The 15,682-nt window shown below is 65.3% G+C and carries 11 protein-coding genes and 1 pseudogene; 3 read left to right on the top strand and 9 right to left on the bottom strand.

The annotated features are described in order from the left end of the window. Position 1 precedes the first annotated feature (1 nt). Positions 2-3,241, bottom strand: a complete 3,240-nt coding sequence (locus M673_RS24875; RefSeq protein WP_082639252.1) for a PAS domain S-box protein — start codon at positions 3,239-3,241, stop codon at positions 2-4. Positions 3,242-3,685: 444 nt separating this feature from the next. Between M673_RS24875 and M673_RS08550 the strand changes: the two genes are divergently transcribed. Further along, positions 3,686-3,964, top strand: a complete 279-nt coding sequence (locus M673_RS08550; protein WP_061975336.1) for a hypothetical protein — start codon at positions 3,686-3,688, stop codon at positions 3,962-3,964. Between the two features lie 262 nt (positions 3,965-4,226). On the opposite strand, the pseudogene M673_RS23610 reads toward M673_RS08550, so the two are convergent. From M673_RS23610 to M673_RS08520, 5 genes and pseudogenes are all read right to left on the bottom strand, one after another. Further along, a pseudogene (locus M673_RS23610) lies at positions 4,227-5,148 on the bottom strand (IS630 family transposase). 100 nt (positions 5,149-5,248) lie between these two features. Next, on the bottom strand, positions 5,249-6,424 hold the full coding sequence (locus tag M673_RS08535) for a GGDEF domain-containing protein (protein ID WP_061975334.1): 1,176 nt from the start codon (positions 6,422-6,424) through the stop codon (positions 5,249-5,251). 248 nt (positions 6,425-6,672) lie between these two features. Beyond that, on the bottom strand, positions 6,673-7,416 hold the full coding sequence (locus M673_RS08530; protein WP_061975331.1) for an amino acid ABC transporter ATP-binding protein: 744 nt from the start codon (positions 7,414-7,416) through the stop codon (positions 6,673-6,675). Beyond that, a complete protein-coding gene (locus tag M673_RS08525; protein ID WP_061975329.1) occupies positions 7,413-8,093 on the bottom strand; it encodes an ABC transporter permease subunit in 681 nt (226 codons plus the stop codon). Before M673_RS08525 ends, M673_RS08530 begins: the two co-directional genes overlap by 4 nt. A gap of 70 nt (positions 8,094-8,163) precedes the next feature. After that, positions 8,164-8,925, bottom strand: coding sequence for an amino acid ABC transporter substrate-binding protein (locus tag M673_RS08520; protein WP_061975327.1), 762 nt, complete (start codon positions 8,923-8,925; stop codon positions 8,164-8,166). Positions 8,926-9,185: 260 nt separating this feature from the next. On the opposite strand from M673_RS08520, the gene M673_RS08515 reads away from it, so the two are divergent. Next, positions 9,186-9,941, top strand: coding sequence for an SIMPL domain-containing protein (locus M673_RS08515; RefSeq protein ID WP_244493050.1), 756 nt, complete (start codon positions 9,186-9,188; stop codon positions 9,939-9,941). A gap of 201 nt (positions 9,942-10,142) precedes the next feature. Here M673_RS08515 and M673_RS08510 read toward each other — a convergent pair whose 3' ends face one another. Next, positions 10,143-10,526 carry a hypothetical protein gene (locus tag M673_RS08510; RefSeq protein ID WP_061975325.1) on the bottom strand — a complete coding sequence of 128 codons (384 nt, stop codon included), beginning with the start codon at positions 10,524-10,526 and terminating at the stop codon, positions 10,143-10,145. A gap of 210 nt (positions 10,527-10,736) precedes the next feature. Here M673_RS08510 and M673_RS08505 point away from each other — a divergent pair, with 210 nt between their 5' ends. Further along, positions 10,737-11,195, top strand: coding sequence for a DoxX family protein (locus M673_RS08505; protein WP_061975323.1), 459 nt, complete (start codon positions 10,737-10,739; stop codon positions 11,193-11,195). Positions 11,196-11,260: 65 nt separating this feature from the next. On the opposite strand, the gene rpoD is transcribed toward M673_RS08505, so the two are convergent. Together rpoD and dnaG are read right to left on the bottom strand one after the other, a co-directional pair. Then, positions 11,261-13,243, bottom strand: coding sequence for an RNA polymerase sigma factor RpoD (gene rpoD / locus M673_RS08500; protein WP_061975315.1), 1,983 nt, complete (start codon positions 13,241-13,243; stop codon positions 11,261-11,263). A 284-nt stretch (positions 13,244-13,527) separates the two neighbouring features. Continuing rightward, entirely contained in the window at positions 13,528-15,522 is a 1,995-nt protein-coding gene (gene dnaG / locus M673_RS08495) for a DNA primase (protein ID WP_061975313.1), read from the bottom strand. Positions 15,523-15,682: the final 160 nt, after the last annotated feature.

The raw sequence follows: 15,682 nt of genomic DNA, 5'->3' as shown, positions 1-15,682 counted from the left end.
TCTACGAAGTCGTCTCGGCGCGCTGGTTCGCGCCCGTCAGAGTGAAGCGGATACCGCTCGGATCGAAGTCGAGACGCCCCTCGCCATCGAAGTAGGAGGCGACGATGCGCTCGATGAGCTTCGATCCGAAGCCACGGCGTTGAGGCGGGCTAACGGAAGGACCGCCCGTTTCGATCCATTCGAAGACGAACGCGCCCTCGACGCGATCCCACCTCATCGCCACGCGGCCCGTCTCGTTCGAGAGCGCCCCGTACTTGGCGGCGTTCGTCGCGAGCTCGTGGATGGCGAGCGAAAGGCCAAGTGCTTGTTGCGCGGTCAGGCCAAGGTCGGGACCGCTCGCCTCGATCCGTTGGTCCGCGGTCTGGTGCGGCGTGACGGCCGCCTCGACGATCTCGCCGACGTCCGCCTCCTCGAAGCTCGTCCGCACGAGGATATCCTGCGCCCTCGCCAGCGCCGCGATGCGGGTGAACACCGCGTCCTGCGCCTCGTCCATGCTCCGGGCCTGCCGAAGGGTCTGGGCCGTTATTGCCTGGACCATCGACAGGAGGTTCTTCATTCGGTGCGACAGTTCCTGATTCAAGACCGCCCGCGCCTCCTCGGACGCCTTCAACGGGGTGATGTCGCGGGATACGGACAGGATGCGCTCCGGCTTCCCGTCGGCTCCGAGGATCGGCGACACTTGGACGTCCCAGTACCGCCGCCGGCCCTTCATTGTCTCGGCGTACCCCTGGAAGCCCGCGGGCACCCCGGCCTGCGCAGAGGCGATGGCCTCCTTGGCGGCGATGTTGCCTTCGTCCTGCCAGAAGTCCGGCCACGGGCAGCCGGCGATGTCGTTGAAGTCCGACACCTCCATGACCTTCTGCCCGCCCTCGCTCATGAAGACGAGGTTGGCATCGAGGTCGAGAACCTTGATGCAGTCGTTGGACGAGGCTAGCACGCTGCTCAGGAACGCCTCGCGCTCGCGCAGCCGGGCCGTTGCCTGGTCGCGCTCGGCGGCGACGGCGCGCCGCTCCTCGATGTCGATCAGGACGCCCGGGAAGCTCGTTGGCGTGCCGTCGGCCGCATGGTCGACGCGCCCGTTCGCTTCCAGCCAGTAGTACTTCCCGTCGGCGCGCCGCACTCGGTACTCGTGGGCGTAGGCACCACCGCGAACGACGGCTTCGTTGATCGCGTCCGCGAGCCCCTCCTGATCGTCGGGATGGACGGTGGCGACGATCTGAGCGAGCGGGATCCCTGAGCGGCCCAAAGTGGGATCGAGGCCGAAGGCGGCGGCGAAGGCCTCGTCGATCTTGAAGCGATCGGCCACGATGTCCCAGTGCCATGTGCCGATGATGGCACCCGCCGCCAGGGCGAGCCGCACGCGGTCGACGTTATCGCGGGCCACGGCCTCGCTGGCGCGCAGGTCCGCTTCGGCCTTCTTGCGCGCCGTGACATCGCTGAAGAAGATCGCGATTCTCCGCTCACTGGGGTTCCCGACGCGCACGGCCTTGACGTCGAACCAGCGTTCGAATGCCTCGGCGTAGTTCTCGAAGCTGGCCGGCTCACCCGTTTTCGCCACGTGCCCATAGGTCTCGAACCAGAACTGCTCGAGGTCCGGGGCGAACTCGGTGACCCACTTGCCGTGGAGGTTCACCCCGGCCTGCCGCTCGAAGGCGGGGTTCGCCTCGACGAACCGATAGTTCACCGGGCGATCGTCGGCGTCGAACTTGACCTCGACGATGGCGAACGCCGCCTCGATGGTTTCGACGATGGCGCGGAAGCGCTCCTCGCTGATGCGCAGCGCTTCCTGCGTCGCCCGGCGCTCGGTCACGTCCTGAAGCGTGCCGATCATGCGCACCGGCTTGCCGGCCTCGTCCCGGATAAAGCGGCTGTTGCGGGCGATCCAGCGCAGGGCGTTGTCGTCGGCGCGCCGAATGCGGTACTCGGCCTCGGTATCGGCCGTGCCATCTCGCATGGTCATCTCGTTCGCGGGCAACGAGCGATCGTCCGGGACGACCAGGTCAGTGAAGTCCCTCGGCGAGCGGCTTTCCATCTCCGGCAGCCCGAAGATGCGGCAGCCTTCGGTCGACACTCGGGCCCGGTCGTTCACGATGTCGATCTCAAACGTGCCAATCGATCCGGCCTCCTGGGCGAGCCGGGACCGCTCGTGGCTCTCGCGCAAGGCGCGTTCGCCATCGATCCGCTCGTAGACGGCCGACATCATCCGAGCCAGGGTCTCGAAGAAGTTGAGGGCTTCGTGGTCGAAGGCCGCCACTTGCGTCGATCCAAAGGAAATGACGCCGCGCAGTGCGCCGCGGCTCACCACCGGGAAGCCGGCGTAGGCGTTGAGACCAATGCTGCGTGCAGTAGCGAAGGCTGGATCGACATCCGCCTGCATCCCGGTCAACAACAGCGGTTCGAGCCGCTCGGCGACGATGCCGCAGACAGGCGCTCCGAAGGGTAGTTTATGCAGAAACTCCTTCACCGGCGCCGAGGCGTTCAACGAATGCGTCAGGCGCAGATGGCCGCCCTCGGGCCAGACATCGTAGATGTAGCTGCGATCAAAGCCGAGCGTCTCCGCATTGGCGGACAGGATGGGGTCGAGCACCGCCGCTGGATCCAAGCCGACGAGCAGGGCCTCCGAAGCCTTGGAAAGAACGTCGATGCGTCGTGCCTGCTGCACCTCGACGCGCTGGCTGTCGAGGGCGTCGTCGCGCAGCGCTACGGCCCGTCTCATATCGAGGAGGCCGGATACCTGGCGGGCGAGTGCGCGAAGGTCGTCGGCCTGGTCCGCATCGAGCCCCCCGGGACGCGGTGCCGTGTCGATCACGCAGAGTGAGCCGACGACATCCCCGCTCGCCAGGCGCAGCGGCGCGCCCGCGTAGAAGCGGATGTGCGGTTCGCCCGTCACCAGCGGGTTGGCGGCGGTGCGGGCATCATTGGCGAGGTCCTCGATGACGATCACGTCGGGCTCATCGAGCACGAACCGGCAGACCGAGGAGTTCAGGTCGGTCTCGCAATGGGGAAAGCCGACACGTGCCTTGAACCATTGCCTGTCGACGGCAACGAGGCTGACAAGCGCGACGGGAGCCGCGCAGAGCCGGGTGGCGAGGCGCACCACGTCGTCGAAACCCTGTTCGGGCGCCGTGTCGAGGATCGACAGTCCGTCAAGCGCGGCAAGTCGCGCCGGATCGACGAGGATCGGCAGCGGGGCAGTGCTATCGGTATCCGAGGCGGACATACTCTCAGGTCCGATGCCCATGGGATTCGGTCTCGTTCGTGGTCATTGGGTTCGCTGGGGGAACCGGCGTTGAGGTGCTGTAGAGCCTTCACGCCTCCGATATCAATCGGCGCGCGCGGGTTGCAGGATGAATATCGCGCGCGACCCATCATGTCGACCACCGATCCTCGCAGCGCTTGCTGATCCGTCGGAGGGTCTGCCACATCGCTGGAGGTCGTCCGTCCAACGTCTACTTCCCTGCGCGATCGACCCGAGAGGCGACCGGAAGCTTTCCACCCAAGTTCGTCGTGGACAAGTCCGTTACGTCGGTATCGCGGGTTCTCGATCGGAGCGCTTCGCTCGTCCATGTAGTCGTCGTGCGCCGATCCCGCCGTCGCTCCCTTCAGCGCCGCCGAGACGGCACCATCGAGGCTTGCACACGCCAACCTTGGAAGGCCCGCGGCCCTCATCCCGTTCGAAAGCATCATGGTCAAAGTGTTCGGCGAGGCGCCGGACACGTTGTTGGAAGTGCCATGGGTGGCGCGAGATCGGGCCGGTTTCGCCGCGCGGCTGGCAGACGCGATCGAGGAGTTCGAGCGCCCCTCGCTGTCGGCCATGCTCACCGAGGTGCTGTTGCAGCTGGACGCTCAGGAACGCAGGCTCGACGCGATGGCCATACGGTTCGGCGTCAGCATCAGCGCCGTGGGCCTTCGGCGGAAACGATACGACCTGGAACACGCGGCACGATGCAGTTTGGAGAAATAGCGGGAAGGTTCCTCCCGCTAATTGCTGACAGCCAAACTAATCCATCCGTACACATCGTGGGCCTCAACAGCGGGCGCGACGACGTGCGAATCCGAAAAGTAATTTGCCAACAATGACTTCAGGTGACGCTTGGCAGTGTCTTGCTGGGCCAACCAGAACCCTTTCGCGCCGATAGTTTCCAAATCGGTCAGCCGCTTCGTGCCCCAACGGGCGAAACAAGCCGCGCGCACACGAAAACCTACCAAACTCGAGCGTTTTCCGATCAGTCTGCGTTGCAGCCTGCGGCTTTGAAGTAGTTGGCGCATTCGGCAGTCTGGAAGAGCGGGATGAGCGTGCCGACGGCTTTCCAGAGCGCCTCGACCGTTCGCTCGACCTTGGCGCGCATGAAGGCTTCAAGCTTGGAGAAGGCCATCTCGACGCGCTGGCTGCTTCGATGGCCGTCCGTACGCCCTCGGCCTTGTGGGCAGGAAGGTTGTCCATCACGACGATATCGTCAGGCGAGAGTGTGGGCACCAGCACTTGGCTGACATTAGCCCGGAACGCGACGCCGTTCATCGGACCATCGAGGCATCATGGACGCGGTCATGCGCGTCAGGCGTAGAGCGCTTGTAAGGGTGGTTGTCTTCCAGTGGCCATGCGCACGCCGGACCGGCACCGCTCACCTCGTGGGGCTCGGCCGTGGCGTCGCGCCATTTTCGTCGACAGGCCGTTCGAGAGCCACGGGTCTCTCTCACCATCGATGAAGACGAGCTTGGCGGGACGAGATCGAGCTGTACTTCGAACCAAGCCTGACGCCGCTTAATAGGTCCGGGCGCTTCTGCTCGCTTGCGTGCGCTGCCTTTTTTCCACTTCGTCCCATGGCGGTCGGGGAAGCGCCAGAGCGTGCGCATCCCGACGTTCAGCCCGCGCTCGTCGGCCAGGCGGCGCTGCATCTCGTGTAGCGTAATGTCGTCCCTGAAATTGACCAGGCTTTGAAGGAGCTGAGCCTCAGCCTCGATGCGCCCGGAGCGACGATCCCCACCCATCGGCAAGGGATCGCTACGGCCCGCCCGATCCTTCGAGCGCCAGCGCACCGCAGTGGCAATCGCGATCCCGAACCGCTCGGCCGCCGCATGGGTCGAGGCGCCCTCGCGCATCGCCCTCAGAACCCGGTGCCGAAGATCGATAGACAAAGCTCTCGCCATCCACCCGTCCCTTCCGAACGACGAAGGGAATCACGAATGACGCCAAGACTCTACCCGGCCGGAAAATGCTCTAGCTCACCCAACAGTCGTGAAGATCGGCTCAGGCGGTCATGGCGAGGCAGTTTCGTCCGTCGCGCTTGGCGTGATAGAGGGCGGCGTCGGCCGCGCCGACCAAGGCGTCGAGCGAGAATTCGCCTTGTTGGCAGGCGGCGACGCCCAGCGAGGCCGTGACCCACGCGCCGACGCCCATGGCGGGATGGGGAATTCGAGCCGCCTCCAAGCGACGGCGAATTGCCTCGCCGAGCACGGCGGCGCGTCGCTCATTCGATCCAGGAAGAAGAATTAGAAACTCCTCGCCACCGAAGCGGAAGGCGACGCTCCGATCAGCCTCGCTCTCACCCGCGCGCTCCAGTTCCTGGCGGATCAGATCGGCGACGGCGCGAATGCATCGGTCGCCGGCGAGATGCCCCTGCGTATCGTTGAACCGCTTGAAGTGGTCGATATCGATCATCAGCGCGGCAATGGGCTGGCTCTCGTGTCCGTCCGCGAACGTCTTACCCACGGCGGCGAGATGGTGCCGATTCGACAAGCCCGTCAGCATGTCCGTCCGCGCCGTTCGCTCGATATGCTCGATCAGCAATTCGCTGCGCAGGCGCTCCAGAAACCCGTGGCGCTCGGTCCGCTCCAGAACGAAGGAGCCCATCAGCAAGAGAGCCGCCCCGGACAGGTAGAAGCTGACCACGAACTGATAGGAGGCTGCGTCGATTTCCGGCCGGAGTGCCACGCACCAGAATTGGACCGTCAGCGACGCAACGAGGCCGATGACGGCCATTCGGAACCGCACCCTCTGCACGAGCGTGAAGTAGGTGATCGTGACCATGCTCCCGAACTGGTAGATCAGCACATAGGGGGAATGGCTGAACACCATCGCGGTCGTTGGAAAAAGAACGGCGAGGACGGTGCAGCCGATCGTCATCGCGTCGATCTGCCAGCTTTTGGACATGCGAGGCAGCATCCAGAAGACGAGAAGGGCGAGCGGGGTGAAGATGCCGAGGCGCATCAAGGCCAGCCATCCGACCATGTCCGACATGATCTGCCAGTCCGCGACCAGAAAGGCGTCGTAGACGGCCACCGCCACCAGGACCGTAAGCCTGGACGAGCGCAACCGCTGTTCCTGTTCGTCGGTCTCGAAGCGCGCCTCGATCGCCGGCGAAAAGCGCAGATGATTGAGCCGAGCGAACTCGGCTTCCAGCGCGGGCGTATGAGGCGAGTTCATCAAGGGTGAGATCCCGACGGGGCTATCCCATCGGTTCTCTCTCTATCAAAGGGCCATTACGCTGGGGTTACGTCGAACGGTCCAATCGATCGGGTCCGTCCTTTCAGCTCGGCGAGAAGAAAACCCGACCAGCCAACTTGAGGTCTTCCAACTTCTGAAGCCTGAGCGTCGGCGGGGATCGAACAGATACCCACCCCAACGCGGAGTCTCCCCCAACCCATCTCGTCGTCAAGGCGAAGCGCCGAGCTTCAGGTGCCAGCCAAGGTGCGCACGAAGCGGATCGTACGGGGGTCTGTCGGCTGACGGAACAGGCGGTCGGGATTTCCTTCCTCCACCACCACCCCGTCCTGCAGAAAGGCGACGTGATGGGCCATGCGGTTGGCGAGGCGAAGATCATGCGTGGCGATCAGCATGGTCGTGCCCTCGCGTGCCAGGGCACCCAGCGCATCCACCACTTCGGCGGCGAGTTCCGGGTCGAGCGCCGAGGTCGGCTCGTCGCAAAGCAGGAGCTTGGGGGAGGCTGCGAGTGCGCGAGCGATCGCCACGCGCTGCTGTTGCCCGCCCGAAAGCGTCGCGGGATAGGCGTCGGCCTTGTCGGCGAGACCCACCTTTTCGAGGAGTTCCAACGCTCGGGCGCGCGCTCGCTCCGCCGGCCATTTGAGAACGACGATCAGGCCTTCCATCACATTGCCGAGCGCGGTCCGGTGCGGGAAGAGTTGAAAGCTCTGGAACACCATGCCGGTTTGGCGGCGCACGGCGAGCACGTCGTTTCGCCCGAGCCTGGCCTTGCCGAAGGTCAGCGACAGACCGTCTAGGTCGAGCCGGCCGGCGTCCGGAATTTCGAGCAGGTTCACGCAGCGCAGAAGCGTGCTCTTGCCGCTGCCGGAGGGGCCGATCAACGCCGTAACCTTGCCGGACGCCACATCGAGGCTGACCTTCTTCAGCACCGGATTGCCGGAGAAGCTCTTCTCGATCTCGCTGAGGCGGATCATGCCCGTCCCTCCCCGAAGCCGCCATGCCGGCCGTAGCGCTGCTCCAGGCGGCCTTGCAAGGCGGAGAGGACCGAGGAGAATGCGAGATAGATCAAGGCCGCCTCGATATAGAGGATCAGGGGTTCGTAGGTGACGGCGACGATGCGCTGCGCCTGTTGGAAGAGTTCGGGCACCGTGATCGCGGCGGCAAGCGAGGTGTCCTTCACCAGCGAGATGAAGGAGTTCGACAAGGGCGGCAGCGCCACGCGCACCGCCTGAGGCACCACGGTGCGCCGCAGAGCCTGACCGCGCGTCATGCCGATCGCATAGGCCGCCTCCCATTGCCCCTTGGGGATGGAGGACAGGGCGGCGCGAATGATCTCCGACGTATAGGCGCCGACGCTCAAGGAGAATCCGATCAGCGCCGCCGGAAAAGCGTCGATCAGGATGCCGGCGCTCGGCAGGCCGTAGAAGATGACGAAAAGCTGGACGAGAAGCGGCGTGCCCCGGATGAACCAGACATAGAAGCGCGCGAGGGCCGCGAGCGGCGCCGGCGCGAAAAGGCGCACGACCGCCGTCAGGAACCCGAGCGAAAGGCCGAAGGCGAAGGACAGGATCGCCAGCGGCAGGGTGAAGCGCAGCCCGCCGATAAGAAGCGGCCAGAGCGAGTCGAGCATGAGCTGCAGGAAAGGGGGCAAGGTCTCTCAAATCCCGTGAGGGGGGGAAGCCGGACGAAACCGCCTTCCCCGTTGGTTCCGACGCGTCCGGTCAGCGCGAAACGTCGGCGCCGAAATAGGTCTGCGAGATCTTCTCATAGGTGCCGTCGGACTTCATCCCGGCCAGCGCCTTGTTCACCGCCGCGACGAGCTCGGGATTGTTCTTCTGCACGATGATGCCGGAGGCCGCAGCCTCGTCCTGCGTGGCGGCGATCTTCACCGGCGCGTCGGGCTTCTGCTTCTTGAAGTCGAGGAAGGAGAGATTGTCGTTGATCGTGGCGTCCGCCCGGCCGGTCAGCACGAGCTGGATGGACTGGTCGAACCCGTCCGTGCCGACCAGCGTGGCGCCCGCGCCTTCCGCCAGCTTGCCGTAGTTCGAGGTCAGGGACTGCGCCGCCCGCTTGCCCTTGAGATCGGCGAAGCCCTTGATCGCGTCGTCATCCTGCTTGACGATCAGCACGGCCTTGGAAACGATATAGGGGTCGGAGAAATCGAAGCGTGCCTTGCGCTCCTCCGTGATGCCGACCTGATTGATGACCGCGTCGTAGCGGTCGGCGGCAAGGCCCGCGATCAGCCCGTCCCACTTGCCTTCCACGAAGACCGGCTCGACGCCGAGACGCTTGGCGACCTCGGGGCCGATCTCGACATCGAAGCCGACCAGCGCGCCGGACGCGTTGTGGAAGGTGAAGGGCGCGTAGGTGCCTTCGGTGCCGATCCGCAGCGTCTTCGCCGCCTCGATCTGCTTCAGGCTTCCGGCCGAGGCGCCGCTGGCGAGCGAGACTGCGAGCGCCGCGAGAATGAGCATGCGTTTCATGAGAAGCTTCCTATCATCCGTCACATCGAAGCCCGCGCTTCGACCGTTCGTTCCCGAGATAGGCCGACGAGCGCCGGAATTCAGGGAATAATCTCCCCATCCCAAGCGGTTTTGGAGAATGCGCGCGCCTTAATTCCGGCGTCGCCCGGTTTGCCTCCCCTCTCCTCGGCAGCGCCTCCGGCAGCCAAAACCCTATCCAACGGTTTTGCGCCGCATTCGCGTGACAGGGTTCGGGCTCCGATTCGCATGGAGATGTCGCCTTGGTTCCGATCCGTCTTTCGCTCGCTCCCCTCGCTCTGGCCCTTGCCGTCTCGGCCTCCGCACCGGCCCTCGCGCAGGAGCCGGCCGGCGCCCCGCCCCGCCCACCCGCCCGGATCGAAGTCGGCGGCGAGGGTACGGCGTTTCGCGCGCCTGATCTGGCCGTGACGCAGCTCACCGTCCTACGCGACGCGCCCACCGCCGCCGAGGCAACGAAACAGGCCAGCGAAGCGGTCGGCGCCGTGGCGACGGCCATGGCGGAGTTCGGAGTGGAAAAGCGCGATCTTCAGACCGCCGGCTTCCAGATCTCGCCGCAGTATCAGACTGACAACCGGCAGGACGGCCAGCAGTCCCCGCCCAAGATCGTCGGATACGAGGTGCGCAACACGCTGTCGGTGAAGGTGCGCGACCTTTCGAAGCTCGGCGAGATCATGGATCGCGCCGTGAAGCTCGGCGTCAACGAGGGCGGATCGATCCGTTTCGAGATCGCCGACCCGGCCGACGTGTCGAAGGAAGCGCGCCGCCTCGCCGTGGCCGACGCGCGGGCGCGGGCCGAAACGCTGGCGGACGCCTCCGGCCAGAAGCTCGGCCGGGTCCTGGTGATCCAGGACGGCGCCGCGCGGGCCGAGCCCATGCCCCCCGTCCCGCTCATGGAAATGAAGATGGCCGCATCCGCGAGAAGCGACAGCATGGCCGTCGAAACCGGTGAAAACGCGGTGCGCGCCGAGGTGCGGATCGTCTACGAAATGGCGGACTAAGAAGCCCAAGGCAAAATCTGCAGGGGTCGGCTGGCCGGGCTTTCTTCCCGCTCGCTTCGTCGCGAGGGGAGACAATCTCCCGGCCGTCCTCCACCCGCAGGCAATCGTCCCACGTTCCAAACACGAAAAAGGGGAAAGCCGGATTTCGGCTTTCCCCTTTTCTCTTTCAGCCTATGCCCGACGAACCGTCGCAGGCTTCGCTTATCCGATCACAGGGCAACCGCGCACCTGCGCGAAGCGCACCGCGATCGGATGGCCGCGCCGGAACCCGGCGACCGTCACGCTGCGCGGCGTGACGCGCACGATGTCGCCGCGTCGCACGCCCATTCGAGCGGCCTTTTCGAGCGCCAAGCCCGGGCGGCAGATGCCGTCACGCCGGCCATGGCGGTCCTCGCGCCAGCCGCGACGATCATGCCAGCGTTCGTCGCGGCCCCGCCGCTCGTGCCAGCCATAGGGGCCATCGCCGCGATACTGGACCGTCTGCACCGTGGCCGGCGCTTCGAACGGCGCGGCCTGCGAGGGAGCCCAGAGACCGCCGGCAAGCGCCAGACCGAGAAGCACGGATCGAACGGGACGAAACGTCATGGAAATCTCCTGAGAATCGGGAGGCCACCGAGAGGGCCTTGATCCCCAGGTTGCAGCCCGGCGCCTGAACGCGGGAGGAAGACCTCGTTCATCTTCGGTTCATCGACGCGCGGATTCGCTCAACGCAGGCGCGGGATTGTGGGGAAAAACGCGGCTGGACAGAGAATGAAGAGAGCGGCCTGATGGCGGCATCCGTTCGGGAGAAACGCCATGCCACCCTTTCTAGCGCGCCTTCTGGAATCGAGGCGCTTCCTTCTCGTCTCGCGCGTCGTCCTGACCTTCGTCTTCTGGGGCGCCGGGTTGGGGCAGCTTCTAGGCTTTCGCGCCGCCGTCGGGGAGTTCCAGGCTTTCGGCATCGAGCCCGCCGCGCCGCTCGTGCTCCTAAGCATCGCGACACTGCTGATCGGCTCCGCGCTGGTAATCCTCGATCGCGCGGCCTGGCTCGGCACGGGCGCGCTCGCCACCTATACCGGCCTGACGATCCTGCTCGTGCATCGATTTTGGGCCATGGAGGGCGAGCCGGCGCTGGAGCATTTCCATACCGCGACCGAGCATGTGACCGTGATCGGCGCACTCATGGTCATGGCCATTCTCTCGCATCGCACCGCCCAGGCGCGCGAGCGCTTGCCGGCCGCAGCCGCAAGGTCTCGCCTCGCTTCGTCCTCATAAGACGATCTGATATGAAAAAAGGCGCCCTGAGGCGCCTTTGTTCGATGCGATGGGATACGACAGGCTCAGCTGTCCAGGAACGAGCGCAGCTTGCGCGACCGGCTTGGGTGCTTGAGCTTGCGCAGCGCCTTGGCCTCGATCTGGCGAATGCGCTCGCGCGTCACCGAAAACTGCTGGCCGACCTCTTCCAGGGTGTGGTCGGTGTTCATGCCGATGCCGAAGCGCATACGCAGGACACGCTCTTCGCGCGGCGTCAGCGAGGCGAGAACCCGCGTCGTGGTCTCGCGCAGGTTCGCCTGGATCGCCGCGTCGATCGGCAGGATCGCGTTCTTGTCCTCGATGAAGTCGCCGAGATGTGAATCCTCCTCGTCGCCCACCGGGGTTTCGAGCGAGATCGGCTCCTTGGCGATCTTCAGGACCTTGCGGACCTTTTCGAGCGGCATGGCCAGCTTCTCGGCCAGCTCTTCCGGGGTCGGCTCGCGGCCGATCTCGTGAAGCATCTGGCGCGAAGTGCGCACGATCTTGTTGATCGTCTCGATCATATGGACCGGGATGCGGATCGTGCGGGCCTGATCGGCGATCGAACGCGTGATCGCCTGCCGGATCCACCAAGTCGCATAGGTCGAGAACTTGTAGCCGCGCCGGTACTCGAACTTGTCCACGGCCTTCATCAGGCCGATATTGCCTTCCTGGATAAGGTCCAGGAACTGCAGGCCGCGGTTCGTGTATTTCTTCGCGATGGAGATGACGAGGCGCAGATTGGCCTCGACCATTTCCTTCTTCGCCTGACGCGCTTCGCGCTCGCCCTTCTGAACCATATGGACGATGCGGCGGAACTCGATAATCTCGAGGCCCGTCATCGTCGCAAGGCTCTGGATCTCCTGGCGAAGCGAGCGAATCTGCTCGCGCTCGGCCTGAACGAACTTCAGCCAGCCCTTGCCCGACAGATTGGCGATGGACTGGACCCAGTTCGGATCGAGTTCCGTGCCCTGATAGCTCTTGAGGAATTCCTCGCGCTTCACGCCATGCGACTCGGCAAGGCGCAAGAGCCTCCCCTCGTTGCCGACGAGCTGCTTGTTGATGTCGTAGAGCTGCGCCACCAGGGCATCGATGCGGTTCTGGTTCAGCGACAGCGACTTCACCGCCGCGATCAGGTCTTCCTTCAGCTTGTGATAGGAGCGCTCCTGGCTCTGCGACAGGGTGCCCTGCGCGGCGAGACGGTTCTCCACCTGCTGATCCTGCAACTTGCGCAGGCGCTTGTAGTTCTCGGCGATGACGTCGAAGATCGCCATGACCTGCGGACGGATCTCGGCTTCCATCGCGGCGAGCGACAGCGAATTCTCGAGATCGTCCTCGTCGTCCTCTTCCTCGCCGGGGCGCAGTTCGCCGTCCGGCCGGGCGCCGGGCAGGCCCGCGCCTTCGGCCTCTTCGGCCGGCGGGGCGGAGGGCATCTTGGCCTCGGGGCCGGCATAGGTCGCCTCGAGATCGACGATCTCGCGCAACATGATGTTGCCTTCGTTCAGTTCCTCGCGCCAGATGATGATGGCCTGAAAGGTCAGCGGGCTCTCGCAGAGCCCTGCGATCATCGTCTCGCGGCCGGCCTCGATGCGCTTGGCGATGGCGATTTCGCCTTCGCGCGACAGAAGCTCCACCGAACCCATCTCGCGCAGATACATGCGCACGGGATCGTCGGTGCGGTCGTTCGATTCCTTGCGGGTGGTCGTGGCGACGGCGTTGTTCGAGACCTCGGCGAGTTCGGTCGAGCCGCTCTCCTCGGTTTCCTTTTCCTCGGCCTCTTCGCCCTCGTCGTCCTCGACGACGTTGATGCCCATGTCGCTCAGCATGGCCATCAGATCTTCGATCTGTTCCGACGTCACGTCCTCGGCCGAAAGAACCGAGTTCAATTTGTCCATACTGACGAAGCCGCGCTTCTTGGCGGCCTTGATCATCTTCTTGACGGCATCGTCCGAGAGGTCCAGCAGAGGACTGTCAGGCGTCTCCTGACGCTCATCGACGGCCATCTCGCCTTCCTTGACCTTCGTCGCCATGCGCATTCATCTCCAATTCGCGCGGTCGATGAGAGAGGAATCGCGCTCCCCGCTCATAAACGCCCTGCCGTAAAGAATCGCTTAACCATGAGCAGGTTGAAGCGATCGCCGACCTCTTTCGCATCCGCCGTCCGAAAGGGCGGCCGTCATTGCAGCACTACGTCCGACACATCCGAGCGGTGTTTGTGCTTTCGATCCGCCGAGTCAAGGCTTTGCCGCCTTTTCGCGGCAAATTTTGGCCGTTTTCATAAACGAGCCTCGTTTCGCCCGCCCCGGACGAACCGTCAAATCCCCTTGGCGGGTCGGCCGGACAGAACACCAAACCCGTCGATCAGCGCCTCGGTTCCCGCTAGATTGTTGATCTCTCGCTTGATTTCAACGACCTGGGCGTAAGCGAGTTCGTCGCCGTCGACGGCGAGTGTCTGCTCGGCCGCCTTCAGTTCCCTATGTAGCGATCGAAATTTGTGATGCAAGTGAAGCGCCTGACGGACGGCTTCGCGCGCGTCCTCCAGCGCGGCATTGGACAAGACCGACCAGAGCCGCACCAGCCGCAGCTGCATCTCGAACGCGTCGAAGACGGGAAGAAGCCCTTGCCGCTCGATCGCGGCCAAAAGCTCCTCGCGCGAATGGTAGAGCTCGTCGGCATAGACGTCGATCACCGCAGAGCGCAGCTGTTCGAGATCGCCGGGGGGCAGTTCCAGATCGGCGAGATAGTCGAAGGCCTCGCGCAGCAGCAGCGGGTGGTTGATGAAGCCGATCACGATGGAGATTTCGCGGAGCGACGCGCCTTGCCCGCCGGGCGGGCGCAGCATCGTGCTGCGGCTCAGCCGCTCGGACACGGCCGAGCGCCGGCCGCCGAGCCCGCCGCTTCCGCCCATGCCGGAGCGCCCATTGTTGCCACCCCCGCCTCCCATGCCCGAGCGGCCGCCCCGGTCCTGCCCGCCCTTGCGCCCCTGCCAGTCGCCGCCACCACGATTGTAGCCGTTGCCGGCCGGAGGCCCGAAGAAGGAGCGCAGGCGGCCGTCCATGTCGCTGAGATAGTGGCGGCGCACGCTCTCGTCCTCGATGCCGCGCACGAGGCCCTTCAGCCTTTGCTCCAGCTCGGCGCGGCGTTCGGGTGTGTCGAACGTGCCGCTGGCGGTCTCACGCATCCAAAGGAGGTCGGCCAGCGGCCGGGCGCGGCCCAGCACCGCGCGCATTGCATCCGCCCCGTCCGCCTTCAGGAGATCGTCGGGGTCCTTGCCCTCGGGCAGAAGAGCGAAGCGCAGCGAGCGGCCGGGCTTGAGCAGAGGCAGGGCGATCTGCGCCGCGCGGTTGGCGGCCTTCACGCCCGCCGCGTCGCCGTCGAAGCAGAGGATGGGCTCGGCGACCGTGCGCCAGAGCAGCTCCAGCTGGCGCTCGGTCAGCGCCGTGCCGAGCGGGGCGACGGCATGATCGAAACCGGCCTGGTGGAGCGCGATGACGTCCATATAGCCTTCGGCCACCACCAGCGTTCCCGCCGCCTTCGAAGCGCGCCGGGCCTGGGCGAAATTGTAGAGGACGTTGCCCTTGTGAAAGATGTCGGTTTCCGGCGAGTTCAGATATTTCGCCGAGACATCCGACGACATGGCCCGGCCGCCGAAGGCGATGGGCTGCTCGCGCGCGTCGAGAATGGGAAACATGATGCGATCGCGGAACCGGTCGTAGGACACCGCGATGCCCTCGCCCGACACGACGAGGCCCGCCGCCTCGATCTCGTCTCGCGCCACGCCCTTGCCCGCGAGGAACTCCTTCAGCCGGTTGCGCCCTTCCGGCGCATAGCCCACGCCGAAGAGTTTCTGCGTCACCGGGTTCATGCCGCGATCGCGCAGGTAGGCGCGCGCCTTGGCACCCTCGCTTTCCTGCAGGGTCTGGCGGAAGAAGTCGCTGGCGAGCTTCATCGCGGCGATCAGCCCGCCGCGCCCTTCCTCGCGCTTCTCGGCCTCGGCGTCGCGCGCGGGCATGGGCACGCCCGCCTCGCCGGCCAGCCGCTCCACCGCCTCGGGAAAGCTGAGGCCCTCGAGTTCGGTCAGAAAGCGGAAGTGATCGCCCGACACGCCGCAGCCGAAGCAGTGGTAGCGGCCCTTGGAATCCTCGCAGTGGAACGAGGGCGACTTCTCCCCATGGAACGGGCAGCAGGCCCAATAATCGCCACGCGACGGCTGCGTCTTTCGCCGGTCCCAGGTGACGCGGCGGCCGACGACGTCGGAGATCGGAATTCGGGCCCGGATTTCGTCCAGGAAGCTCGGTGAGAAGCGCATGGGGGAGATATCGGCTTCAAAGGCGTGAAATACCATGGGCCCGCCCGGCCGCGCAGTCCAGCGTCCCCCTTATCCACCCCAATCCACAGGTTGGACCGGCCGTTTATCCGAAGGCCCAGCCCTTTGACGAAGCGCGCGCATGGGCCTATCCAGCGGGCGT

The organism is Aureimonas sp. AU20 (genome assembly GCF_001442755.1).
In the GTDB taxonomy this organism is placed as follows: Bacteria; Pseudomonadota; Alphaproteobacteria; order Rhizobiales; family Rhizobiaceae; genus Aureimonas.
This window is presented reverse-complemented; position numbering and strand designations above follow the sequence as displayed.